28 protein-coding genes are annotated in these 24,762 nt (G+C 50.0%); 8 read left to right on the top strand and 20 right to left on the bottom strand.

Translation table 11 applies throughout. The features are described from left to right. Positions 1-2: 2 nt before the first annotated feature. From J4650_RS19530 to J4650_RS19495, 8 genes are all read right to left on the bottom strand, one after another. Complete coding sequence (locus tag J4650_RS19530) at positions 3-458, bottom strand: phage protein (protein ID WP_000166743.1); 456 nt, start codon at positions 456-458, stop codon at positions 3-5. Next, the gene (locus J4650_RS19525) at positions 455-1,582 is read right to left on the bottom strand and encodes a DUF2586 domain-containing protein (protein ID WP_033567001.1); all 1,128 of its coding nucleotides are present in this window, start codon (positions 1,580-1,582) and stop codon (positions 455-457) included. The genes J4650_RS19530 and J4650_RS19525 overlap by 4 nt, the downstream gene beginning before the upstream one ends. Continuing rightward, entirely contained in the window at positions 1,579-2,286 is a 708-nt protein-coding gene (locus tag J4650_RS19520) for a hypothetical protein (protein ID WP_033567002.1), read from the bottom strand. Before J4650_RS19520 ends, J4650_RS19525 begins: the two co-directional genes overlap by 4 nt. After that, entirely contained in the window at positions 2,283-2,789 is a 507-nt protein-coding gene (locus tag J4650_RS19515) for a phage tail protein (protein ID WP_000084220.1), read from the bottom strand. The genes J4650_RS19520 and J4650_RS19515 overlap by 4 nt, the downstream gene beginning before the upstream one ends. Then, complete coding sequence (locus J4650_RS19510; RefSeq protein WP_001680743.1) at positions 2,786-3,238, bottom strand: head completion/stabilization protein; 453 nt, start codon at positions 3,236-3,238, stop codon at positions 2,786-2,788. The genes J4650_RS19515 and J4650_RS19510 overlap by 4 nt, the downstream gene beginning before the upstream one ends. 96 nt (positions 3,239-3,334) lie before the next feature. Beyond that, positions 3,335-4,036, bottom strand: a complete 702-nt coding sequence (gene gpM, locus J4650_RS19505; protein ID WP_001218537.1) for a phage terminase small subunit — start codon at positions 4,034-4,036, stop codon at positions 3,335-3,337. Positions 4,037-4,039: 3 nt separating this feature from the next. Then, positions 4,040-5,062 (bottom strand): phage major capsid protein, P2 family, encoded by a 1,023-nt coding sequence (locus tag J4650_RS19500; RefSeq protein WP_000550496.1) that lies wholly within the window; start codon positions 5,060-5,062, stop codon positions 4,040-4,042. A gap of 61 nt (positions 5,063-5,123) precedes the next feature. Beyond that, on the bottom strand, positions 5,124-5,927 hold the full coding sequence (locus J4650_RS19495) for a GPO family capsid scaffolding protein (protein WP_033567003.1): 804 nt from the start codon (positions 5,925-5,927) through the stop codon (positions 5,124-5,126). A 160-nt stretch (positions 5,928-6,087) separates the two neighbouring features. Between J4650_RS19495 and J4650_RS19490 the strand changes: the two genes are divergently transcribed. The 3 genes from J4650_RS19490 to J4650_RS19480 are packed head-to-tail and all read left to right on the top strand — an operon-like array spanning position 6,088 to position 9,250. After that, complete coding sequence (locus J4650_RS19490; RefSeq protein ID WP_033567004.1) at positions 6,088-7,872, top strand: terminase family protein; 1,785 nt, start codon at positions 6,088-6,090, stop codon at positions 7,870-7,872. Continuing rightward, complete coding sequence (locus J4650_RS19485) at positions 7,869-8,930, top strand: phage portal protein (RefSeq protein ID WP_000038208.1); 1,062 nt, start codon at positions 7,869-7,871, stop codon at positions 8,928-8,930. Before J4650_RS19490 ends, J4650_RS19485 begins: the two co-directional genes overlap by 4 nt. Then, complete coding sequence (locus tag J4650_RS19480) at positions 8,927-9,250, top strand: ogr/Delta-like zinc finger family protein (protein WP_001552031.1); 324 nt, start codon at positions 8,927-8,929, stop codon at positions 9,248-9,250. Before J4650_RS19485 ends, J4650_RS19480 begins: the two co-directional genes overlap by 4 nt. Here J4650_RS19480 and J4650_RS19475 read toward each other — a convergent pair. The 9 genes from J4650_RS19475 to J4650_RS19435 form a co-directional block, all read right to left on the bottom strand. Beyond that, positions 9,224-9,430, bottom strand: coding sequence for a hypothetical protein (locus J4650_RS19475; protein WP_000353141.1), 207 nt, complete (start codon positions 9,428-9,430; stop codon positions 9,224-9,226). The genes J4650_RS19480 and J4650_RS19475 overlap by 27 nt on opposite strands. A 119-nt stretch (positions 9,431-9,549) precedes the next feature. After that, positions 9,550-11,571, bottom strand: a complete 2,022-nt coding sequence (locus J4650_RS19470) for a replication endonuclease (RefSeq protein ID WP_079948311.1) — start codon at positions 11,569-11,571, stop codon at positions 9,550-9,552. Then, a complete protein-coding gene (locus J4650_RS19465) occupies positions 11,568-12,428 on the bottom strand; it encodes a DNA adenine methylase (protein ID WP_079948310.1) in 861 nt (286 codons plus the stop codon). The genes J4650_RS19470 and J4650_RS19465 overlap by 4 nt, the downstream gene beginning before the upstream one ends. Further along, a complete protein-coding gene (locus J4650_RS19460; RefSeq protein WP_079948321.1) occupies positions 12,419-12,595 on the bottom strand; it encodes a DUF2732 family protein in 177 nt (58 codons plus the stop codon). Before J4650_RS19460 ends, J4650_RS19465 begins: the two co-directional genes overlap by 10 nt. 144 nt (positions 12,596-12,739) lie before the next feature. Then, positions 12,740-13,141: a hypothetical protein gene (locus J4650_RS19455; RefSeq protein ID WP_079948309.1), complete on the bottom strand. Its 402-nt coding sequence runs from the start codon at positions 13,139-13,141 to the stop codon at positions 12,740-12,742. After that, on the bottom strand, positions 13,141-13,566 hold the full coding sequence (locus J4650_RS19450; RefSeq protein WP_000996837.1) for a hypothetical protein: 426 nt from the start codon (positions 13,564-13,566) through the stop codon (positions 13,141-13,143). The genes J4650_RS19455 and J4650_RS19450 overlap by 1 nt, the downstream gene beginning before the upstream one ends. Next, positions 13,556-13,783, bottom strand: coding sequence for a phage filamentation protein Fil family protein (locus J4650_RS19445; RefSeq protein WP_079948308.1), 228 nt, complete (start codon positions 13,781-13,783; stop codon positions 13,556-13,558). The genes J4650_RS19450 and J4650_RS19445 overlap by 11 nt, the downstream gene beginning before the upstream one ends. 9 nt (positions 13,784-13,792) lie before the next feature. Beyond that, complete coding sequence (locus J4650_RS19440; protein ID WP_079948307.1) at positions 13,793-14,296, bottom strand: phage regulatory CII family protein; 504 nt, start codon at positions 14,294-14,296, stop codon at positions 13,793-13,795. A gap of 30 nt (positions 14,297-14,326) precedes the next feature. Further along, positions 14,327-14,548: a hypothetical protein gene (locus J4650_RS19435; RefSeq protein ID WP_060683173.1), complete on the bottom strand. Its 222-nt coding sequence runs from the start codon at positions 14,546-14,548 to the stop codon at positions 14,327-14,329. Positions 14,549-14,680: 132 nt separating this feature from the next. Between J4650_RS19435 and J4650_RS19430 the strand changes: the two genes are divergently transcribed. The 3 genes from J4650_RS19430 to J4650_RS19420 are packed head-to-tail and all read left to right on the top strand — an operon-like array spanning position 14,681 to position 17,564. Further along, a complete protein-coding gene (locus J4650_RS19430) occupies positions 14,681-15,268 on the top strand; it encodes a phage repressor protein CI (RefSeq protein ID WP_079948306.1) in 588 nt (195 codons plus the stop codon). Then, complete coding sequence (locus J4650_RS19425) at positions 15,268-16,302, top strand: tyrosine-type recombinase/integrase (protein WP_079948305.1); 1,035 nt, start codon at positions 15,268-15,270, stop codon at positions 16,300-16,302. The genes J4650_RS19430 and J4650_RS19425 overlap by 1 nt, the downstream gene beginning before the upstream one ends. Then, entirely contained in the window at positions 16,299-17,564 is a 1,266-nt protein-coding gene (locus J4650_RS19420) for a hypothetical protein (protein ID WP_079948304.1), read from the top strand. Before J4650_RS19425 ends, J4650_RS19420 begins: the two co-directional genes overlap by 4 nt. Before the next feature lie 268 nt (positions 17,565-17,832). Here J4650_RS19420 and J4650_RS19415 read toward each other — a convergent pair whose 3' ends face one another. After that, positions 17,833-18,600, bottom strand: coding sequence for a siderophore-interacting protein (locus J4650_RS19415; protein ID WP_023993921.1), 768 nt, complete (start codon positions 18,598-18,600; stop codon positions 17,833-17,835). A gap of 231 nt (positions 18,601-18,831) precedes the next feature. Here J4650_RS19415 and J4650_RS19410 point away from each other — a divergent pair, with 231 nt between their 5' ends. Next, entirely contained in the window at positions 18,832-19,479 is a 648-nt protein-coding gene (locus J4650_RS19410) for a PadR family transcriptional regulator (protein ID WP_000983434.1), read from the top strand. Here the strand turns inward: J4650_RS19410 and J4650_RS19405 are convergent. Both J4650_RS19405 and J4650_RS19400 read right to left on the bottom strand, forming a co-directional pair. Further along, positions 19,476-21,044 carry a methyl-accepting chemotaxis protein gene (locus J4650_RS19405; protein ID WP_023993922.1) on the bottom strand — a complete coding sequence of 523 codons (1,569 nt, stop codon included), beginning with the start codon at positions 21,042-21,044 and terminating at the stop codon, positions 19,476-19,478. The genes J4650_RS19410 and J4650_RS19405 overlap by 4 nt on opposite strands. A 387-nt stretch (positions 21,045-21,431) precedes the next feature. Then, positions 21,432-22,952, bottom strand: a complete 1,521-nt coding sequence (locus tag J4650_RS19400; protein ID WP_001582503.1) for a PAS domain-containing methyl-accepting chemotaxis protein — start codon at positions 22,950-22,952, stop codon at positions 21,432-21,434. A 429-nt stretch (positions 22,953-23,381) separates the two neighbouring features. On the opposite strand from J4650_RS19400, the gene ygjG reads away from it, so the two are divergent. After that, entirely contained in the window at positions 23,382-24,761 is a 1,380-nt protein-coding gene (gene ygjG, locus J4650_RS19395) for a putrescine aminotransferase (RefSeq protein WP_072100844.1), read from the top strand. The last annotated feature ends 1 nt before the right edge of the window (position 24,762 follow it).

Here is a 24,762-nt window from a genome sequence, read left to right as displayed (position 1 = left end):
CCTTACCCGATCAGATTTTCCGTAGCTTCCGCTTCCAGATACGGAACCCCGTTGATGTTGACGAACTTCGGACTGGTCACGAAGTATTTAATTTTGTGCGTGGATACGCTGCCGCCTTTTGGATCAATATCCAGCAGATTGCTTAACTGCAATTTATTGCCGAACGTCTCGACCTTCACTTCTTCACTGCCTGCTTTGGCGTAGAAAAGAAAATCCAGCGGTTCAATACCTCGCCACGAACCTGCGGCGCGGGCTTTGGCTGTCAGTACCTGAAGCACTTTAGAACTGACTTCAATTTCTCCCTCTGCGGCCACATCACCATCAACATGACCGTCCGGCACACCACGGGTCTGGGCGGCGGCGCTGTTATCCGTGATATCCAGCGAAATTTTTTCTATATGGATCAGTTCACCATCGATGTAGGCATCAAATGACATGCCTGAAATACGTTTGGTCATGCTGCGGCCTCCAGACTGGCATCCAGTAACAGGCTGATAGTGATTTGCAGCGGCACTTCATACGTGCGTACCACAATGTAAATATCCACCGCCTTTTTGCTCTTCCAGACAATAGAGACATCTCCATCCTGCGGCGGCTTCACCTCTCCCGGAAACGACACACCGTTAATGTTGGCCGCCGTGGACATTTCGCGCAGTGGGCGGGCAAACAACGTCTGGTGTGCCGCGATGCTGCCCGGCGTACTGTTCAGCGAACGATCGGCAATTTTACCGATAGCCAGCAGGCGGACACGACGGGCGGCCTTGTCCACAATACGTAGCGTCTCAATGGACTGATAATCACCCCCTTCCACATCCAGCGTACGTCCGTCAGCCCAGTAAAAGCCGTCATAATCCGGATACCACATCGGCACGCTATAGCGCTGCGCTTCCAGCGCTTTAAGGGTGGCCAGCTCCAGTGTTTTCCCGGTGCCATCTTCCGGCAGTTCACCGCTGCCCAGATTAAGCAACGCCCCGGTTTTCACCCTCGCCGGACTGTCAGCAACCGTCACCGCCCGGTTACACAGGCGACCGGCCAGCACGCCCGGTTCATTCCCCCACAGACGCGGAACCAGCTGAACCGCTTTCTCTGCAATACCCTGCTGAAGGGTGGACAGACGTTTCAGATAATCCGCCTGGGCTTCATCCTCCTGCATTCCCTGAACCGCCAGGATGAACCACACCCAGCGCCCGTATTGCGCAATCAGTTCAGATCGCAGCGTTGCCGCCTGGTTAATCTGTTCTTTTGCCGCCACATCATCCGACAGCACCACGCCTTCCACCGAGCAGGAAACCTGTGCAGCTTTGACGGCATCCACCCACGCGCCCGGCTCACTGTCTGCGGCCAGTACATGAACAAATCCCCACCAGTTCTGGCCGGCGTTCGCCATTGCCGCCAGTACATCGCTTTTTAACGGGCTGTTCCCCTCGCCCAGTAGTGCGTTAAAGTCACTCTGTGCGTTAACAGCCAGCGTTTTACCCACATTTTTGGTACCCGTACCGATAAACAGCAACGTGCGCTCCACCTCGTTGGTTTCACCCAGTAACTGGTTTACCTGGTTAACGGTCACGGTTGGCCAGGTCATGTTTTCCCCTTAATATCCTGCGCCTTTACATTCCAGCCAAAGCCTATAGCCTGAAGCTGACGCGCCAGCGCTTTATCAAATTCATCGTCATTCATGCCCAGAAATACGCGGGCAGGAAGATCCACAGTCCAGCTGGTTTTCACTGCTTTACCACTCAGCTTTCGAATCAGTAATCCGGCCTGGCTGTATGGCATCGTCCGCGTGATATCGCCCAGCGTGGGCTTTTTCCAGCGTTTTCCGGTTCTCACCCGATACCCCAGCGCACGCAGTTTTTTAGCCTGGGCAGGTGTCGCCATTTTTCCGGCGTCCGCCTTACGTGGCTGACTGCTGCGGCTGACCTTTACCCGCATTCCGTTTTGTTGCGCATAACCTACGGTTCCTGCCGGAACCGGCGTTTCCCCGTTCCGGTACCCGCCGCCCTGCAAATAGATCCGTACGGCCTGAATCTCAGGCATTTCACGGATATGAAGTAGCTTTGGCAGGTTACGCAGCATCTTCCCTTTGCGTTTTGTCTTACGTCCCGGCCATTTCTGGCCGTCCGGGGATTCCTGGTTACGAACATGTCTTTTTGCCGCAGCAATTACGCCATATTTCGCCAGACGCCAGATCAGCCGCTGGCGCTTCTGCGGTGGCAACTCCATACTGGCCAGCGCCTTACGTAATTCAGTCAGCTGTTTTTTATTCAGCTTGCCACCGGCTATCATATTTCCCCGCTCACCGGCGCCCCGGTTTCATCCACACTGAAAATGCTGGCAGTTAACGCCGTCCAGATTTCAGGATCTGCCAGTGACCAGCGTTCACCACGCCACGGAATAGCCCCGTTTTCGTCCTGCCTGATCACCAGTTCTTCCACCATCGGAACGGTCAGCACCACAGTGGCGGTTTCCTCATCTTCCACCGACACATCCCAGTCAGGTTCGGCTTCACTCAGCCCGACTTCATCCAGCAGGTCTCTGTCTGCATCGTCCAGCCACGCCGCCAGTAAGGACATAAGTAACTGCGGCGGACACAGGCGATAGGGAAAACGCGCCCAGCTCAGAACTGCGTCATACCGAATAACCGCCTGGCGATATTGCCCCAGCCCGTAATCCTTCGCGGCGGGGATGAACTTCATTTCATCCAGTACGCTGTCAAATGACTGCATCGCCCGCGGCGGAACGTTCTCCTGAAAAAAAGCGGTCAGGCTTTGGATCTGCGTCTGGCTCATACTTTTTTCACCGTTGCCCGTTTAAGCCCCTTCATGCGACGGATCACCACGGACGCCTCAGCCAGTAACCCGGCCCGTGTCTCCTGGCTTTCCTGCCCCGGATGGGTATCACGCCGTCCGATAGTGGCGAACTCACCCAACAGATCCGCTTTTGCCCTGGCAAAAACGGCTTTCATGTACTGGGCGCACAGGCTGTTAAGTCCGCCCATCTTTACACCCGGCACATCTGCCGCCAGCGTATGGCCTTTCGCTTTCCAGCTGGCCTCCACGTTTTCCAGCTCGGCATTCACCTCCGCGACAGCGGCAAGCAGCGCCTGGCTGATGGTGTCAGCGTCAATATCTGGCGGTAGTGACCGCTGCGCCTGAAAATCCTTCAGATTCAGATCCGGCCAGAAACCATTATTGGCCAGCGGCTCGTCCTGATAATCCAGCGGTTTTCCACTAAACATAAATCCCCCGAAAAAGGCGGACTGACCGGTTTCCACGGCGCAATGACACACAAGGTGTTTTGCCCTCCACCGCGTCCGCCTGGCGTACGGTAGTCTTTACCCCTGCGTCAGTTTTCGGACACGGGCGGCAATGGTCTGCCGCGCTGTTCTGACGCCAATTTTTGAGTAGTGTTTTTCTGCGATGGCCAGTAAATGATCGGCTTTTTCCAGCGTTTCAATATCATCCACACCCGCAGCAGTTTGCTGGCCATCCTCATTGCGCAGCAGCTCCAGCCCCGCAAATTTGTACCACTTGGCTGTTACCTGCTCATGCAGTCGCCATACCCCTGCCACACGTTCAAACGTACGGGAGAAATACGGCTCAATACTTTCTCCGCGCCCGGCGCTTTCCTGCGCCCATGCCAGCATCGTATCGGCCACAAACGTGGGAAAATTGCTGCGTAACTGATCCGGTGTGGCCTGTTGCTGACTGATTGCGATATCAGCCCATTCCAGCGCCTGATCCAGCTCGCCCACGTCAAACAGCCAGATAACACACCAGGCAAATACCGGATTGGCGTACACCTGCTTGCTTTCCAGATACGCTTCAACAGTCGGTACCCAGCGCGGCAGCAACACATCCCTTTTAAACTCAATGCGATCCGCGATTGTCGGCAGGCTGCGTACGTGCCCCACATCCGTTTCCAGCGCTTTGACCAGAAGGTGCATACTTTCCGTGGTTTCCAGCGCCTGGCTTCGCTTCAGCTTTTGTTCCATCGCAATGCGCTGGCTGTGACGCTGCGCGGGAGAAAGTGCCATTTATCAGCCCTCCGCTGGTTCGGAAACCTTGCCGATAGTTACGGCGGATTCATCAATGGCCGCATACAGTTCCGGCACTTCCACCGCATATCCTTCATTGCGCAGGTATTTGTTTTCGAACTGCTTACGGTCTTCCACAAACTCCGCCTTACGCATACGGGTATTGCGCTGGGTATAGATGTGCAGATTTTTCAGCGGCGTCACCACCATGCGTTTTCCCGGCATAAAAGGCGGGATAATGGCCGGACGGCCAGCAATGGTATTCCCCAGCAACTGCGCTGCGATTTTTTCAGTCGGACGGTCTGCGGCCTGATACAGACGATACTGTTCAGCAGCAACCAGATCAGCCCCCACCAGAACCACCAGACGCGGGTCATTGCGGAACTGCGCCGGAATTTTGGCGTTAATCAGGTCTGACGCCATTGCATCCAGTGATTTGTAATCCCCGGCTGCATCCAGCACCACCGGATCGGTCATAATCTGATTGCCGCCCAGCAGCGTTTTCATGCGCTCATGCCAGCCGATATTCACATCTTCACCGTTCGGGTTAGCTTCGGGATCAGTGGTTTTTGCGCGGCTCTTACCGTTAAAGCCGATACGCAACATGTCCAGTGCAAAAGCCTGCGTGGTAAATGCCTGGACAAGGTTGTAAAACTCGTTTTCATCCTTACCGGCGTTTGCCCAGACCGAAAGCAGATCCCAGCGCAACGCGGCGCAGCTGTCTGTTTCAACCAGTGAATAGTCGTTTCCGTCCACACCAACCTGGCGAATAAAACGGCCACTTTCACTACGTCCTGTGTGTAATACGGAAGAACCAACGGAAATCACCTGGCCACTCAGCTGATCAACATCCAGACAGGTAAGCATGTCCAGGAATTCGACGGACTCCAGCAGCGCAAGACGCAGCGCATTTTCCTGCGGGTTATTCAGGGAAAAATAACGGCTGGCATCACGCGCCCCAAACTGCTGCGCCATGCCCGCCGAATATCCGTCCAGTAATTCCCGCGCACGGTTATTAAGGTGCATAAAACTCCCTCGCGATTAAGCGATAATAAAAATATTTGAAACTAATCAGCGCTAAAGTGAATTACAGGAAATTAAACTTTCCAGCTTTCTCTGAAATTTTGCGGCCTGGTGTACGGACTGATTTATTTCCCAAATCGTTAAAACGCTTAACGATATCTTTTGCATTATCACGAATGGCGGCAAATTCTTCTGTATCCACCACTTCCGCAATAGTATCCACATCACCCTGAACATCATTCAGTTGATTTTCAATTTTGGCCACACGGCCTTCCAGTTCGTTTACCGCGTTTGCCAGTGCCTGTAACTTATCATCACCCTGCGTGGTATCATCTGGCGGCGTTTCATCTTCAAACTTCGGTTTAATACCAAACATTTTTTGCCAGTTCTTCATTCTTTCTTCCTGTATTATTTTTCCATCACGGGAAATTACACAGCCGTAATAACCCTGCTTAGATAATTTTTTGCGCCGACTGCTAAAGCGCAGCCGTGTGGTGCCAACACTGGCTGGCGTGTCTGTTACTGCCAGTCCTTTCAGGTAAGTCCGTCCGCTACCACGCCAGTTTTCTTCCGGCTCAATGGAGAAGAACAAAAGCTGATCTTCATGATTGGCGAAAATCAGACGTATATTCGGGCATAAACTGACATACAACCGCGCCAGTCCATCTTCACCATCATTCCATGTGGCCTCCAGAACTTCGCCAAAATTACCGTAATCGTCCTCATGCTCTGGCCAGATTAAAGCGACATAGTGGTTATAGTCATAGGTTTCCCCCATATCGATAATCCACTGGCGTTTAATTATCCTGCCGTCAACGGTATCTCCTTCAGTAGCAACACACAGCCAGTCAGTTTTTAAATGTGACATATCCCCCCTGTTCCACTTCCTGACGCTGCAAATCAATTATTGCCAAATAAAACCATTGCTGCATTACGTTTTATTCTGAACAGTTCGGATATAACGCTTTACCGAATGCAGACGAATTATCACCACCGTTTTTTTATTACAGCCACGGCATAATTACCGCATGGCTAAATACTCTAAATACTCTGAAGAATTAAAAGGCGTTGTCCGCGCACTTTATCTGCGCCGCTATACGCCAAAAGAAATTGCATCTGAATTAAATCTGCCGAATGCGCGGATAGTTTACTACTGGGCTGAAAAATACAGCTGGGCTGATTTGCTCAGTTTTGAAAGCACTGAAGAGGCTATCGAACGCCGCTACCAGCTACTGGCCAGCCGGGATAACAAAACCGATCTCGACCTGAAAGAAATGGACATGCTCATTGCTCACGCCACAAAGCTACGTGCGCAAAGCAATAAGCATAAAGAAAAGATGGCCAGCGGTCAGAATTCCGGGCAGGCAGATGCGCGGGACAGCAATGACGACGAACCCCGCCGCAAACGGAAATACAAGAAAAACGATATTTCCTCGCTGACGCAGGAGGATTTTGACGCCTGGGCTGATGAACACCTGTTTGAATACCAGAAACACCTGCGCCGGAACATTGGCCAGCTGGTCAGAAACATTCTCAAAAGCCGCCAGATTGGTGCGACCTGGTATTTTGCATTTGAAGCCTTTGAAAACGCGGTCATGACAGGCGATCCGCAAATCTTCCTGTCTGCCTCCAAAGTCCAGGCGGAATACTTCCGGTCTTACATCGTCAACATTGCAGAGCAGTATTTTGGCATCACGCTGACCGGCAACCCCATCCGCTTGTCCAACGGCGCGGAGCTGCGCTTCCTGTCCACCAACAAGAACACCGCCCAGTCCTACAGCGGCCACCTGTACTGTGATGAATATTTCTGGGTTCCAAATTTCACAAAACTTAATGAAGTGGCCAGTGCAATGGCCACACATGACAAGTGGCGTACCACCTACTTTTCAACACCGTCAGCTAAAACTCACCAGGCGTACCCGTTCTGGACAGGCGATGAATGGAAACGGGGCAGTAAAAAACGTACTGCCATTAAGTTTCCGACCTTTGATGAATTGCGCGACGGCGGGCGGGTTTGTCCGGATGGCCAGTGGCGCTACGTCATTACTATGGAGGATGCTATTGCGGGCGGCTTCAATCTGGCCAACATCGACAAGCTGCGCAACCGCTACAACACAGCCACTTTCAACATGCTCTATATGTGCGTGTTCGTGGACAGTAAAGATTCCGTTTTCAGCTTTTCCGACCTGGAAGCCTGCGGCGTGGAAGTGGATACCTGGCAGGATCATAACCCGGACGCCGCCCGGCCATTTGGTGACAGGCCAGTATGGGGCGGCTTTGATCCGGCTCGCAGCGGGGATTTGTCCTGTTTTGTGATTGTGGCGCCGCCGATGTTCGCCGTGGAGAAATTCCGCGTTCTGAAGGTGATTTACTGGAAAGGAATGAACTTCCGGTACCAGGCAAAGCAGATCGAGCAGCTGTTTAAAAAATACAACTTCACCTATCTGGGCGTGGACGTTACCGGTATTGGCCAGGGCATTTTTGACAACATTCAGCATTTTGCCATGCGTGTGGCCGTCGCCATTCGTTACGACCTGAACACGAAAAATAAGCTGGTACTGAAGGCGGCTGACGTGGTCGAAAGTCAGCGAATTGAATGGGACAAAAACCTGAAAGAGATCCCGGCCAGCTTTATGTCCGTACGCCGCACAACCACACAAAGCGGCAATGCCATGACCTTTGTTGCAGACCGCAGCCAGGACACAGGACACGCCGAAGCGTTCTGGGCGATAACCCACGCCCTGCATAACGAACCTCTGAACTATGAAAATAAACCTAAATCACGCTGGAATTTAAGGAACAAGGCAGCATGAGTAAAAAGAAACACTTCGTTAAGCGCGACCAGCGCGGCGATAAGTCAAAAAAAATGAGCATCATTACGTTCGGCAAACCGGAACCTGTTCTGACCACCGGCACCGACTACCGGGATATCTGGTACGACAATGCCGCCGATCACTTTACCCAGCCAATTGACCGGCTGGCACTGGCACAGCTGATTAACCTTAACGGTCAACATGGCGGTATCATCCACGCCCGTAAAAACATGATTGTGTCTGATTATCTGTCTGGCGGCCTGACTTACGACCAGCTGGAAGCCGCAGCTTTTGACTACATCACATTTGGGGATATTGCGCTTGGAAAAATTCGTAACGGATGGGGAGACGTGATCGGACTGGAACCCTTACCCGGCCTCTATATCCGACGCAGGAAAGACAGGAACAACGCAACTGATCAACCTGGTGATTACGTGGTGCTACAGGAAGGCGAACCGCAGATATGGCCTGAAGAAGATATTATCTTCATCAAAATGTATGACCCGCAACAGCATATTTACGGACTGCCGGACTACATCGGCGGCGTACATTCTGCATTACTCAACAGCGAAGCGGTCATTTTCCGTCGCCGTTACTACCACAATGGCGCCCACACTGGCGGCATTCTCTACACGCGCGATCCCAGCATGACGGATGAAATGGAAGAGGAAATTGAACAGCAGCTGCGTGACAGCAAAGGGATCGGCAACTTCTCCACCATCCTGGTAAACATTCCCGGCGGAGACGGTGACGCCATCAAATTCATTGAAATGGGGGATATTTCCGCTAAGGATGAATTTGCCAACATCAAGAATATCAGTGCCCAGGACATTCTGAACGCGCACCGTTTTCCTGCCGGGCTTGCCGGCATTGTCCCGCAAAATACTGCCGGACTGGGTGACGTAGAAAAGGCCGAACGGATTTATAAAAAAAGCGAAGTCGCCCCTGTTCAGCGCCGGTTTATGATGGCCGTAAACAATGATCCAGAAATACCGGAAAACCTGCACCTGAACTTTGATTTAAGTTACACAGAATCAACGGATAAGGGTGCGGTATGAGGCAAAAAAGGCTAAAATCCAGGCATCATTTAACAGCTGGAGCATGGAATATGCGAGTTCTGAAAATCGAATGCCCGGAATGCGGCTCAAAAGCTGTTATTCGTAAAACGAACCGGAAACACCGGCAGATTGCCGATATTTACTGCGCCTGTTCAGATGTTGAGTGTGGCCACACGTTTGTCATGAATCTGACGTTCTCCCACACTCTCAGCCCAAGCGCTAAAACAGGTGATGCTATGGTACAAAAAATACTGAATGCCCTTTCACCCGATCAGCGTCAGATGGCATTAGACTTACTGAAAGCGACTCCCGCCGCCTGACAATCCCCCTTTTTGGGGGCTTTTCATCGCTTTACTAACCTTTTCCCGCATTTCTCCTGCAATCTCTCCAATCCAATACAAAGCTATCGTTTTCTCTCTTTGGTTACTTTCGTAAATATGGGCAATCTTGGCCAACAACTCAATGCGTTCCAGCTGTGCCGACGCCTCCAGAATATCCATTTACCCTCCCATACAAACAATAACTGTATAAACATACAGTACACCTTTAAGCACTAATTGTGAAACATATTTTTCTGTTAACCAGGTGACAAATAGATATGTTTCACAGAGTTACAGCGTCATAACCATCCCGGCCAAAGCTCCTGCATTGGCTCGTTTTGCTTCTCCTGTAGTCGTCCGTTCCGGTAAATGAGTGCTGACTGACCGAAACGAAGCCCTCCCCCTCGTTTCAGTATGTCTATTTCTTCATCAGAACCATCGAACCCCCGGCTTCTTAATTCCAGTTTTAACCGTCTGCGGGTTCCACCCTCCGTACAGTTATTGACAGAACTCCAAGGGGCGGCGTTGCCGCCAGAAAAACCCGCCTCCGCTGACGCTTCGGCCAACTTCGCAACCTTCTGCCACTTAACCAGACGGGTGCAGACCTCTGAATCTGGAACCAAAGGAGAATAAACACCCTGTACGCGCTGCACGTCCTCCGCATATTCGTTACCCTGTTCCGTAATTTTATAGGCCAGACGAACAACCAGATCACGGCGGGCAACCAGCGCGCCGCCCTGCGCCTGGGTATATGCAGCCCAGTCCCCGACATCAGCAGCAGCCAGAACCGCATCCATTCTGCGATCGGTCAGCACCTGATCCCGCAACCGACGAAGCTCACGCCAGACCGTCACCGGCGCACCACCAATCTGCTGAAACTGGCGAATACGCCAGCGTGAAGCCCATGCAGAAACGGATTTGGCCATATCCCGCAGGTTTTCGCCGGTTTCTTCGTCCTGCTCGCCATCCAGCGCAAATCCATCAATGTTTTTGGAAATGTATTTGGCGATGTAGCCCGTCGCTGACCCCTTAGCGGGATCGATAGCTTCAACATGGAAACGTGCCTTTAGCGCATTTTGCGTTTGCAGTTCTTCGGAATCGGTAATTCTGGCGTGATAACAAAGAATATCGCGCACCGTGCCCACGTCCTGCGGGCGCATGAACAGCAACATATGCCAGTGCGGTGTCCCGTCATGGTGAGGTTCGACAACCCTGAACCCAAATACATGGATACCCGCACGCGAGATCGCGGCGCGGGCTTTTGCCCATACGCCACATAAATAGCGCTGGGTATCCTGCGGCGTACTTCCATCCCATTGCGATACAAAGCCCCCTTTGCTGTGTACCGCATGGAAACGAGATGGCGCGGTGATAGTGTAAAACTCACCGGCCAGCCCTTCTTCATTGGCCATATCTTCAAATCCTCGCATTCTTACCATTAGTTCACAGCGACGGATCGCCGGATTTGCAACGCTGCGGTGTACCATGCTGTCCAGTGCAATGCGCAGCCCTTCATCATTCAGCAGATCAAACTTTTTAAAGAACTCCAGATTTCGCTTTTTCTGTTCTATCCATTCCACCAGGGTTTTACGGGATACATAAGCGCTGGCCGCTTTCTGCACCTGCCCCACGGCTATGGCCATATGCTCACGCTGTACGTCACGCGCTCGCTTCAGGCGCAGATACCACCATTCAGGTGCCATCATGCGAAGAATGCCGGATTCAGCCTTACGTGTTTCCAGTTGCCCGGCATTAGCTTCATGTTCTGCCCAGTATGGCGGCTGATTATTCAGCATCAGGCTGTACGCACAAAGATAGCGATAAGACTCCATCGTTCGGCGGTGCAGCTCTTTAGTGTCATCAGTGCCGGAATCAAACCGTTCGGTGAAGTCATACAGCGACTGGGAGATCCAGCCAGATATCTGGCCAGCCAGTTTTTTAAGTTCCGGGCGGTCAAGTGACGGCAGGCGTTCCAGCGACTTGCCAAAAGGAAGGTCTATTGCATCAGCGGCCAGCTTATAATGAGCAGCCACTTTGCGCAGACGTGGCAATACATTCCCTCCAATAGTCTGACGCAGGAATGTATTGGCACGGCGACGCCCGTCAGGGCCAGTAAAAAGCTTTTCGTAACGACGACCAAAATACCCGGCTAACCAGTCGGGTATTTCATGCAGGTATTGAGCACGCCATTTATGATCCTGCGGGTTTATAGCCCACAGGCGGCGCTCCGTGATTGTCACGTCTGCCGGTGTACCTGGCGCGAAGGTTTCACGCCGCCAGGCATCAACGGCGTAACAATCTTCGTTTATTGCCAGCGTCATGCGCTGGCCTCAGGAGTCGCCGGTAAAGGCCATTTAAGAATCAGTTCTGCCGCCATTTTCGGGCTTGCAGCTGCCGCACCAACACTACGCGGCGCATTAACCCTTACCGAGTTAAAACCTGCGTAAAGGTAATGCACCATTTCCAGATCGCTGTTTGACGCGACTACCTGAATTCCACGTTCAGCCAGGCGCCGCAGCTTACGCGCCAGCCGCCCCTGATCCATATGCGAAAAACCACGCTCATGGTAAGCGGTGAAATTATCACTATCAGTCAGATAAGGCGGATCGCAGTAAACAACGTCATTCCCGTCCCGAACCAAATCAAGCGTTTCTAAATAGTGGGCAGTAATGAATGTTGCGCGCTTTGCTTTTTCAGCAAAGGCGCAGATTTCATCAGCAGGGAAATAAGGCTTTTTGTACTTACCGAACGGAACATTGAACTGACCGCGGCGATTGTACCGGCACAGGCCATTAAAGCAGTGCCGGTTCAGGTACAGGAAACGCGCAGCAGCTTCTACGGATTCCGAACCAAAGGATTTACCTGACAGGTTGAACGCATCACGCACCGCGTAATAGAAAACCGCTCGGCTTTCTTCGTCACCTAACGAACCGGCAGTAAACAGACTCTCCAGCTCATTAAGCAACGCATCTGTGTGATATGCCATCGCTTTATAAAGATTAACCAGATCAGGATTCACATCTGCAATCAGATACTCGTCATAATCCGTATTCATCATGACGGCACAGGAACCGGCGAACGGTTCAACCAGGCGCTTTCCTTCCGGCAAATGGGGACGTAATTGCGGCATAAGGCGGGCTTTGCTGCCCACCCATTTAAGCGGAGCTTTTATTGCCATGCCGCACCGCCTTTGCTGCAAATCGCTGCGGCTTCTTCGCGGATCAACTCAACGATTTCCGTTGCGCTTAAACCTTCATTGGTTGCATGGGTGGCCAGCTTATCCAGGCGGGTGGAACACAGATCAGCAGCAGCGGCTTTACCTTCCTGCGTGGCTTTGGTGAGCATGTCCTGCCACACGGAAAAAGCAGACTCAATCTGATAGTCGAATTGTTTTCTGGCAAATATTTCTCTTTCTTTATTCATTTTCAGTTCCTTAAGGCAAAAGAATCCCCGGCCACCTAAACCGTGGCCAAAAATTCGGGCTGTTAATTAGTGAAAAGTGGGGGGTACTGTGGCGGCTGAATAATTCGGTGCCGGAATAAGGTGAAGCTCATAGGTTGTCCGCCACCACGCCTGGATCAGCGCCTTTATCTCGCCAACACCCAGCGCCCCGGCTGTATAGAAAATTGCGCGAATCCCCGCCAGTGCTTCAATCTGTGCCTCTTTGCTCTCCGCCTCGCGGTACACGCAGCACCAGAAAGCGGCATTGATCGCCAGCCAGTGGCGCGGGTTAGTCATGTGTTCGGTGTCATTGAAGAAGAACGGATGCAACGCAATGCGGCCATTTTTACTGGCGCTTTTCTCTGCAAACGCTACCGCGTAGTTATGCGGGACTCCCCACACAGCCAGTTCAGCCCCCAACGATTTACCCTCTACAGAAATAATGCTCATCAGTGATTCCCCTGCTGCAATTTATGGACAATATGAGGTGCGATAATCATCTGCACTTTGTTCCTGGTATTAATGGGATGGACGATTTTTACTGGACGTTCAGCGGTTCGTCTGGAGAAATCACTGTCCCGTAAACTCCCGAATCCGCTAAAAGTTAAACGAGCACGGGAAATTCCCTGACGCAGCTGTATCATGTCCCGATACTCCAACCGCTCAAAAAGTTCGCGCCAGCAACAATTACTTAAGCTGCGTTTAAAAACGCCGGATCTGGAATTGATTGCAGCAGCATGAAGAACCACCCCGCGCCATTCTGGTGTCAGGTTGTCCCACCATTCAGCGGCTTCACTGCTAGTACTGAAATATTTGCGCCGAATCTTTTTTAGATGATCCAGCCCACGCTTTTGCTGTTCCTGGTTAATTGCCATAACACCCCCCAACCATTCCCAGCAGGCGGCGGGTTTTAGTCGTCAGGAAACGCAGAACAGAACCGCCCTTCATCTGGACAGACTCATGTGCATTAAATTTATATGTGTGGCCAGGATTCCAGCGCTGGCCGTTCGGCAGTTCTATCCAACCGGTTGAACCACTGGGTAACTGCATAGCCGGTGATTCTTTTTTCAGGTAAGTCACAAACGCTTTCATAATGTTCCCTCACATCAGGCCAGTGGCATTCGTCGTGACCAGATCCACCGCTGCGGCTAAAACCGGCGCAGAATGGATACGGCTTTCAACGGTGTAAGCCAACACGGAAAGGCTACGGATAGCATCGCGAGCGCGATCAAGAATTTGTGTACGGCGGGCGGCGGTCATGTGACCAGTTGATACGGCTTCCCCAGCAATTGCGCCTACACTGGCGGTGGCGCTAAGAGCACACAGTTGCATGTTGGCTTCTGTAGCATTGTTCACCGGCACGGATGGAAGGCAGTTAATCTGCCCAAGCATCCCATCCAGTAAACGTGCATCTTCGGTGTAATCCGTAATGGCTAAAAGCTCGTCACAGGTTAAGCGGTGCGGTTGTGCTGGGTTCAGTTTGTTACGCAGGATTTGTGGTTTCATACCAACGGCAGCGGCCACATCTTCCAGATTGTGCTCAACCGCAAATGCTCGGCAAGCCGCATCAAAGTGCGCATGTTTAGAGGTCTGGTAATCAAACATTGTTTGCCTCTCCCTAATCCGTAGGATTAATTACGCGTTAAGCGAAATATTGCATTCGCTTAATGCCTGAACGGTCAGGGCTGCCATGTTGATATGCACGCCGCTCATAGGTGCATCTTTCTTACCTCGAATTGGCAAACGACCATCACGAACCATATCGCGCGCTGTTCCCTCAGGGGTTCCAGTGAGGCGACAGTATTCCTTTAAAGGAAGGTATGGCGTAGGGATGGTGATTGTAATGTTAGGACGCATAAGGCAAACTCCTTTGTTCAGTTGAATGCAGCAACATTCAATAATATTCGTAAAAAACAACACCGGGATGAATACTATCTCGTAAAAAAGAAGCTTTCAACAACAATGTTGTAAAAAGCGAGAGAGCAGAACATGTCCAAGTTTTCTTTTACACAATCCGGGAACAGCGCTGAAGTATTGGATCGCATCATTGATGCTTACGGATTCAGCTCCAAATTAGCCTTAGCAGATCATTTTGATATGGCTTCAAGCAGCCTTTCAGGTAGATATCGACGCGATAATTTCCCTGCCGATATGGTTGTTCAGTGTTGTGCTGAAACTGGTGTGTCCCTCGAATGGCTGGCCACAGGGCAGGGCAAGAAGTTTGACGACGAGCAGTTAGACATCATGAAGTTTTCTAAAAAGAAACTAGTTGATGGCCAGCTCTATGATTCAGGCTTTGTGATGTTTGACAAGGTTTTCTTTAAGGCAGGAACCCCGCTACCGACAGACCCAATCTGTGTGCAGGATGAAAAGGCGCAATACATCCTTGATCAAAAATACGCTGAAGTATTTGATGGAGAATGGCTGGTGAATATCGAAGGAAAAACCAGCATCAGAACACTGACACGCATCCCGGTAAAAAAGGTGCGCATCAGTGGTGTCGGCATGGCTTTTGACTGTGGGCTGGAGGATATCGAAATTATCGGCCGCGTGGTCATGACGATAACAAACGCATAATGGGCATCAGAAAACAGCCGGACGGGAAATGGTTGCTGGACTTTTACCCGGAAGGGAAACCCCAGGGAAAAGCCAGCAAACGCATCCGTAAGACGTTCTCCACCAAAGGCGAGGCGCTAGCCTACCAAAATCACATTATGGAAAACGTCCATGTAAAGCCCTGGCTTGACGGTAAAGAGGATCGGAGAAAGCTACGCGACCTTGTAAACCAGTGGTTTGATGAACACGGCGTTACGTTGGACGATGGTGAAAAGCGCAAATCCACAATGGAATTTGCCTGTGAAAGTATGGGCGATCCACTTGCTCATGAATTCGATGCAACCATGTTTTCCCTGTATCGGAAAAAACGCCTTTCTGGGGAGATATCCCGGACAACTCGCGTCAAACAAGTTTCCCCCAGGACAATGAATCTTGAGCTGGCCTATTTCCGCGCGGTGTTTAATGAGCTGAAGCGACTGGGGCACTGGAAACTTGATAACCCGCTAATAAATGTCCGCGCTTTCAAATCAGAGGAAGCCGAACTGGCATACCTTGAACATGAAGAGATTACGCGGCTGTTAGAAGAGTGCATGAAAAGCCGTAACGACAGTACATACTGGGTAGCTTGTCTTTGCCTGGTAACTGGCGCACGGTGGGATGAAGCAGAGTCGATAACTACAAAACAGATCAAAAATCTTAAAGTTAGTTTTTTCAAAACAAAGGGAAATAGAAACAGAACTGTGCCAATTAGCCAAGAATTCTTTGACGCATTGCCAAAGCCAGAGAAACCGGGGCGCTACTTTAAATCATGTTATTCCGCATTCCGTAAAGCTGTTGAGCGCGCTGAGTTAAACCTTCCTGATGGACAACTTTCACATGTTCTGCGTCATACCTTTGCAAGTCATTTTATGATGAACGGCGGAAATATACTTGTTTTAAAACAAATATTAGGACATACCGATATAAAAATGACAATGCGGTATTCTCATTTCGCTCCTGATCACCTTGAAGAAGCTATTAAATTTAACCCTCTGAGCACGACAAAATACCTATGAAACCAGAAAATTCCGTATATGAAATATTTAAGACATCACGAGATGTTCCTGCGAACTATGTTCAAAGAACTCATGTTGATGATGTTTTCATTGAAACTCTTTTACAAGAAAACCATATTGTTATCTATGGAAGTTCGAAACAAGGAAAAACGTCTCTTCGCAAACGACATTTAGAAGAGCACGATGCTGTAGTAATAACATGCGATAATAATTGGGGCATTGCAGACTTGCAGTTAGCCATATTAAAAAAAGTTGGATTTACCATCGAAGATTCAAAGAATGTAAAAATTGATGGTTCCTTAAAAATAAAATTCAAAATACCAGGGCTTGCTGAAGTTGAAACAGGAGGAGGTATTTCCCATGATAAAAAAACACATGATTACGCAATAAATGCCAATGATGTGAACGACATTATTGATGTTATAAATAAAGTTAATTTTAAGAAGTATATTATCTTAGAAGAGTTTCACTATCTTCCAATTCAAACTCAAAAAGATTTCTCAATCACACTAAAAGCTTACCATGAGCTATCTAGAGTATGTTTCATTATTATTGGCGTTTGGCTAGAGAATGATAGAATAACATCAGCCAATGGTGATCTAACCGGACGAGTTAAATCAATTAATGCTGATTTGTGGAAAGATGAAAATATCAACGAACTATTTGTCAATAGTGAACGTCTTCTTAATATCATTTTTGATGAAAAATTTAAAAAAAATCTCATTCGCAAAGCAAATGGCAACGTTTTCCTTGTACAAAAAATATGCTTAAAAGCATGCGAATTAGATCAGGTTCACTTCAAACAGAAAGTAACAAAAACTGTAGGCACAAATATAGCCCTTGATTCTGAAATTAAAGAAGAACTGGACATGCAAAACGCAAGATTCAGACATCTTTTAATGGATTTTAGCAAGGGGTTCGGTAAAACAGAGTTAAATTTATACAAATGGATTCTTTATGCCTTATTAAAATTAGACAAATCTACTCTTGAAAGTGGAGTATACGAAAAGGTATTAAGGGAAACTATTAAAGAAGCACACCCGAATAAATTCAGCGTAACAACGAGAAAATTAGCTAAGGCCCTTTCTAAAAGCGTTGAATTACAGACTAGGCATGGTATAAAACCGATTGTCTTTGAATATGATGAAAATAAAACAAAATTAAAAATTCTTGATAAGTATTTTATTATGTGGAGAGAGTATCAAGACATTCAGGAGTTGTATGAGCTTGCTTCTATATTTTCAGACGACGATTTAGATTGACTTCATAATGGGGCATTCACCACCTTTTTAATGCCCCCTTTTTGTCCCCTCAGAACTCAAACATCCAATAACACCCAATAGCATCCGTTGTCTAACTTTTTGATTTAATTGTAACTTATTGATTTAACTAAATAGTACATCGTTCTCATAATCGCTTGGTCGCTGGTTCAAGTCCAGCAGGGGCCACCAAATTTTAGCTTTAAAATCATATAATTAAGCCACTCTAAAGAGTGGCTTTTTTGTTTCTGACAGGGCTCGCCCCATACCGCTATTTACGATGCCAATAGGCTGCCGCACGTACCAGGTGTGGATCAAACCCCTTTTCAAAGCACTGACTTAAACGTTTTACCGTTTTGCCTTCGCCAGTAATCCAGATGAAATAGTCTGATTCTGGTATTGCCAGCTGCGACAGGCGCGTTTGCAATGCCTGTTCATCGCCGCCAACAACATATTCCACAGTAATATCCGTCAAATGGGCGAGATAATCGCGATATGCCGCATCCTGAATGCTCACCAGCGCGGTTACCGCAGGGCGCGCAGGCAGACGGCTAAGCGATTCCAGACGACGACGTAGCGCAGGCATACCGGACTCATCGCAGACATAAACCTGACAAGCATAATCTTCCGGCACCACCAGCGAACCGCGCGGCCCGCCAATCGTCAGTGTATCGCCTTCACGGGCTTCCATTGCCCAACGGCTGGCTACGCCGCCATCGTGGATAAAGAAATCCAGCGCCAGCTCGCGACGCGCCTCGTCATACAGCGGCGTGTAATCCCTGGAGACCGGACGAACGCCCTCCCCCCAGATAATGCCTTCCTCAGTGACTGTCGGGGGCGTAAAGCGACAGCCTGGCTCAGGGAAAAAAACTTTCGTGTGATCGTCAAAGCCCAGGGAGGTGAAACCGTCCAGCGCCTCGCCGCCAAGTACGATCCGCTGAAATCCTGCGCTAATACGTTCTACCCGCAGAACGGTCAGCTCGCGAAAACGCAGTTCATTACGAACACGCTGTGGATAGCGTGCGGATGATGTCGTCATTTTTTGCCTTCGTGAAGTAATACGATATATCTAAATTAAAGTTTTAAATGATAATGATTGTTAATCAATAAAAATGCAACTGTTTTTTGATAGTGTTCTGGCAACGCGTCGCTAACTATAACCTTAGAATAAAATGTTATAAATTAATAGATTATCGCAACAATGGCTTTTACCCTTGCTAAAACCCATTATTTAGATATAAATTAGATATATCTAAATAAGCAGGAGGCAATGATGCAAAATCAACATGAAGGGTGTTGCAAAAACCGGGATCATAAGCACGATGGTTGCTGCAAAGATCGAGAACATCAGCATGAAGGCTGCCATAGCGCGCATCAGCATGAGAACGCCAGTTGCGGCGGCGAACACCGTCACGGACACGGCTGTGGTCGTCATGGACAGGGCGGTGGTCGACGCCAGCGATTTTTTGGCCACGGGGAACTTCGGCTGGTCATTCTTGATATCCTGACCCGGGACGCCAGCCACGGCTATGAACTGATTAAAGCGATAGAAAACCTGACGGGGGGCGGCTATACGCCAAGCGCTGGCGTGATCTACCCTACGCTGGATTTTTTACAGGATCAGCAATTTATCACGATTAGCGACGAAGAAGGCGGGCGGAAAAAAATCGCGATTACCGCGAACGGCGCGCAATGGCTTGATGAAAATCGCGAACACCTGACGCATATTCAGGCGCGGCTAAAAGCCCGTTGTGTGGGCATGGAGTTACGTAAAAATCCGCAGATGAAGCGGGCGCTGGATAACTTCAAGGCCGTGCTGGATCTGCGGATAAACCACAGCGATATCAACGACGCGCAAATCAAACGCATTATCGGCGTGATTGATCGCGCGGCGCTGGAAATCGCCGAACTGGATTAAGCGGGCTGCGTGTCCTCTTCGCGGACGCGGAACACGTTAACCAGCTCTTTTAAATGTAACGCCTGTTCGTTCAGCGACGCCGCGGCGGCAACAGACTCTTCCACAAGGCAGGAGTTTTGTTGCGTGGCGGCGTCAATCAGGCCAATCGCGCTGTTAATCTGCGAAATACCGTCAGTTTGCTCGCGGCTGGCCTGCCCAATCTCACGTAATATCACATCCATCTCTTCGACGTTATCCACCATGCCATTAATCAGGGCGCTGGCTTTCTCCACCAGGTGCATCCCTTCCTGAGTCTGACTGGTTGAATCTTCAATCAAATTACGGATTTCACTGGCTGACGAGGCGCTCTTTTGCGCCAACTGGCGAACCTCTCCGGCGACAACGGCAAAACCACGCCCATGTTCGCCCGCGCGCGCCGCTTCAACCGCCGCGTTCAGCGCCAGAATATTGGTCTGAAAGGCAATGGAATCAATGATATTGATGATATCCGACATACGATTTGCCGTGTCGTTAATGACGCGCATTTTCTGCGTCACTTGATTCATCATCTCCCCATTGTTTTTCACTACGCTGGCGGCGCTGGCAGAGAGTTTGGTCGCTTCACTGGTATGGTCAGCCGTATTTTTAACCGTGGCGGTAATCTGTTCCATCGACGCCGCCGTTTCTTCAACCGAGCTGGCCTGCTCTTCCGTACGCGCCGCCAAATCCTGGTTACCGGCGACAATTTGCGCCGCCGCTGTGGAGATACTTTCCGAACCGTTTTGCACTTCCTGTACGATATCCAGCAGACGCGTTTTCATCGCCATTAACGCTTGCAGTAGTACGCCTGTTTCATCTTTATAGTCGGTGGTGATATGACGAGTCAGATCGCCATCGGCAATCGCCTCGGCAAAGCGTACTGCGTCATCAAGCGGCCGGGTAATAGAACGCACAATATACCATCCCATTACGCCTCCGGCGGCGATGCTTATCAGCGCCAAAGTGATTAACAGCGTCCGATTATTTTTAAAATCCTCTTTGACCTGCACGCTCGCTTCATGCATCTGCGCGTCCTGAACGGCGATAAGTTCCTGGACTTTGTCCTTATAGACTTTTTGCACCTGCACCGTTCTGGTCATCATCTCCTGAATGGCCGCCTGACGATTATTGCTTTGAATATCTTTCAAAATACGGAATCTGGACTCCAGGTATTGCTGGCGCGCTTCACGGATCTCATTAATGATTTTCTGTGAATCCGCATCGTGACTATTTTCCCTGGAAAGCTCATCCAGTAACGCCGAAATGCGCTGGCTTATCTCACTGAGTTCTTTCTGCGAGCTCTGGCTCCAGCGCCCCTCTTCATCCAGTAACATGAGCTGCTGCGCGATGATGAAATCATTAAAATTATCGATTAACAGATTGGCTTTTACCGTGGTGGGATAATCATTGGTAATAATGTCCTGCATACCCGTATTAGCCCGATCAAGGCTAAACAAAGACAGAGCGGAACTCACCACCATGAGAACAATGAATAAGCCAAAGGCCATAAATAATTTTGAACGTATTTTAATGTTATGCAAAAACATATTTTCTCCCTGGGATTGCATATCCTCATACAGGAAGATTTATCGGCAATAATGTTACTAACTTTATGATATTGATCGCTTTTTATTTCAGAACATTATTAGTAAGTAATTTTTATTGTTCACAGAAAGATGAACCAAAAGTGACATAAATTGGCACTAATAATGAAAGAAATACGCTAAAAGGTTAACCATTTCTTATTTATTAACTGAGTTTATACCTATTAATAGGTAGACAAGGGAGAAGGAATAAATATCACATTATTTTTAACATCACAGGCCACTGGTACTCTCTATGATGGCAGGCACCGCCTTCTATCAGAGCACATCCGCCCGGTAAGCTTGTTGCTACCGAGCGGATGTCATTACCGTTGCTACCTACAAATAAACTTAATGCAGTACCGTGACCGCATCCTCCAGCCGGCTGGCACGGTGTTTTACCATCGCGGAGACTTGTGCGCTCTCTTCCACCAGCGCCGCATTCTTCTGGGTTATGCGGTTCAACTCGTCCACGGCGCGAGTCAGGCTGGAAAGCCCATCTGTCTGTTCCTGCGTCGACTGGCTGATCCGTGCGATAAGCAGGGTGACATTTTGCACCTGGGCTACAATGTCATCCATGGTACGGCCTGCGGCGTGAACCTGCTCGGAGCCTGACTGCACCTTTGTTGCGCTGGCGTCAATTAATTTACGAATATCGTTCGCCGCGTTAGCGCTGCGGCTGGCAAGATGGCGTACCTCGCCAGCAACCACGGCAAACCCTTTCCCCTGCTCGCCCGCTCTCGCCGCTTCTACCGCCGCATTCAGCGCCAGGATATTCGTCTGAAAAGCGATATCGTTAATTAGCGTGGTGATCGTCCCGATACGTTGCGTACTGTGAGCGATATCATCCATCGTTTTAATCACCGTATCCATCGCCTCACCTCCCTGAGTCGCCGCGCTACTGGCCGCCATGGAAAGCTTATCCGCAGCGGAAGCCGTCTCGGAATTGAGCTTCACGGACTCCGCCATCTGGTTCATGGTCGTTACCGTTTCCTGAACATTCTCCACGGTCTGACGGGTGTGTTCGTTCAGATCATTATTACCCTTCGCCAGCCTTTCACTGCCGTTTCTGACGCTGGAAACCTGACTTGATACGTCATTGATCAGCCAGCGGCACATCAAGCCAAGCTGCCCCACGGCCCTCAGCGTCAGCCCCAACTCATCGCTACGATTAAGGTGTTGTACGCTGTTGCGTTCGCCGGTCGCCACTTTCAGCGCCTGCGTCGCCACATTTTCAATGGGACGCACAATTTGCCATTCCAATAGCGCCGTACCTGCCAGCATCGCCAACGCGCCCAACAGCAACGCCTGCCATGAGGCATCCGTACCGAACAGCGCCAACGCCAGCATTACGGCCATTAGCCCCATAATGCTACGCACTCGCCAGCGAACAGGCATAGCGGGCAGTTTGCCCAGCAAACCCTGACGAACCACCAGGCCTTTATGAATACGTTTACTACACCGCCCTTCATTTAGCGCCTGATATAAAGGCTCGACGGCGGCAATCTCATCATCCGTGGCGCGGGTACGGATCGACATATATCCCGTCACACGCCCTTCACGTATCATCGGTACCGCGTTGGCCCGCACCCAATAATGGTCGCCGTTTTTACGCCGGTTTTTCACAATGCCGCTCCACGGTTCGCCCTGTTTTAGGGTGTACCACATATCTGCGAAGGCAGCTTTCGGCATATCCGGATGACGCACCAGATTATGTGGCTGCGCCAGTAACTCGTTTAACTGATAGCCGCTCACCTGGACAAAAGTGTCATTGGCGTGAGTGATATAGCTTTCCAGGTCGGTCGTAGACATCAGAGTGGTATCATCATCCAGCGGGGTATTTAGCTGGCTGACGTAGGGATGAGAAGACATGATAGCGTCCTGTGCAGGTTATCTGGATGTTAATTTTTCGCTCAGATGTTATTTCGGCGCTAATCTATTTATCTTTAGTTGTTAAAATTGCTCTGGATCGCAATTTGCGATTAATCCTTAATATTTGTACGATTTTCACCTCATCCTGCGCCTTATTTTCATTATGAAATTGTTTAGCGTGGACAACCTTTTTCTTTAAAATCTGCCCTGGCTCACCTTTTTCTCACGCCGCCGCTAACGCAACACACCGTAAACCGTAAAACAAGATCTGCTCAAAATGCATCCAACTGTTAACACACAATATTAAATGTTGTGTAAATGTGATTATTACTGGTGTTTATCCCGATTTTCACTATGGGCTTAGACCCCCGCTAATCCCTGCAATACTTAATTCAGTATCATGTGATACACGGCCCTCTGGAGCTCATTTTGAACAGGTTACCTTCCAGCGCATCGGCTTTGGCCTGTAGCGCGCACGCACTGAATCTCATCGAGAAGCGAACGCTAAACCATGAGGAAATGAAAGCACTAAACCGAGAGGTCATTGACTACTTTAAAGAGCATGTAAATCCAGGATTTCTGGAATACCGGAAATCTGTTACCGCCGGCGGGGATTACGGAGCCGTAGAGTGGCAAGCGGGCAGTTTGAATACGCTTGTCGACACCCAGGGGCAGGAGTTTATCGACTGTCTTGGGGGGTTTGGCATCTTTAACGTGGGGCACCGTAATCCTGTTGTGGTATCCGCCGTCCAGAATCAACTCGCAAAACAACCTCTCCACAGCCAGGAGTTACTTGATCCCTTGCGGGCGATGCTGGCAAAAACGCTGGCGGCGCTGACACCGGGGAAACTCAAGTACAGCTTTTTCTGTAACAGCGGCACCGAATCCGTCGAAGCGGCGCTAAAACTGGCAAAAGCGTATCAGTCGCCGCGCGGCAAGTTTACCTTTATCGCCACCAGCGGCGCATTTCATGGCAAATCATTGGGCGCGCTCTCCGCCACGGCCAAATCCACCTTCCGCAGACCCTTTATGCCTTTACTGCCGGGCTTCCGCCATGTGCCGTTTGGCAATATCGACGCGATGAGCATGGCATTTAGCGAAGGCAAAAAAACGGGCGACGAGATAGCAGCCGTGATTCTGGAGCCTATTCAGGGTGAAGGCGGCGTGATCCTGCCGCCGCAGGGATACCTGACAGAGGTACGTAAGCTCTGTGACGAATTCGGCGCGCTGATGATTCTGGATGAAGTACAAACCGGCATGGGGCGTACCGGCAAGATGTTTGCCTGCGAGCACGAAAATGTGCAGCCTGATATTCTGTGTCTGGCGAAAGCCCTGGGCGGCGGCGTGATGCCGGTTGGCGCCACCATCGCGACTGAAGAGGTGTTTTCGGTTCTGTTCGACAACCCCTTCCTGCATACCACCACTTTTGGCGGTAATCCGCTGGCTTGTGCTGCCGCGCTGGCGACCATTAACGTCCTGCTGGAGCAAAATCTCCCGGCCCAGGCGGAACAAAAAGGCGATACGCTCCTGGATGGTTTTCGACAACTTGCGCGTGAATATCCCAATCTGGTACACGATGCTCGCGGCAAAGGTATGTTGATGGCCATTGAATTTGTCGATAACGAAACGGGCTACCGTTTTGCCAGTGAGATGTTCCGTCAACGCGTGCTGGTCGCTGGTACGCTGAATAATGCGAAAACAATTCGTATTGAGCCACCGCTCACGCTAACCATTGAACTGTGCGAACAGGTATTGAAATCAGCGCGTAATGCGCTGGCGGCGATGCAGGTGAGCGTTGAAGAGGTTTAAA

Origin of the sequence: Salmonella sp. 32120201201600049SM, from assembly GCF_017572835.1 — a bacterium.
In the GTDB taxonomy this organism is placed as follows: Bacteria; Pseudomonadota; Gammaproteobacteria; order Enterobacterales; family Enterobacteriaceae; genus Salmonella; species Salmonella enterica.
This window is presented reverse-complemented; position numbering and strand designations above follow the sequence as displayed.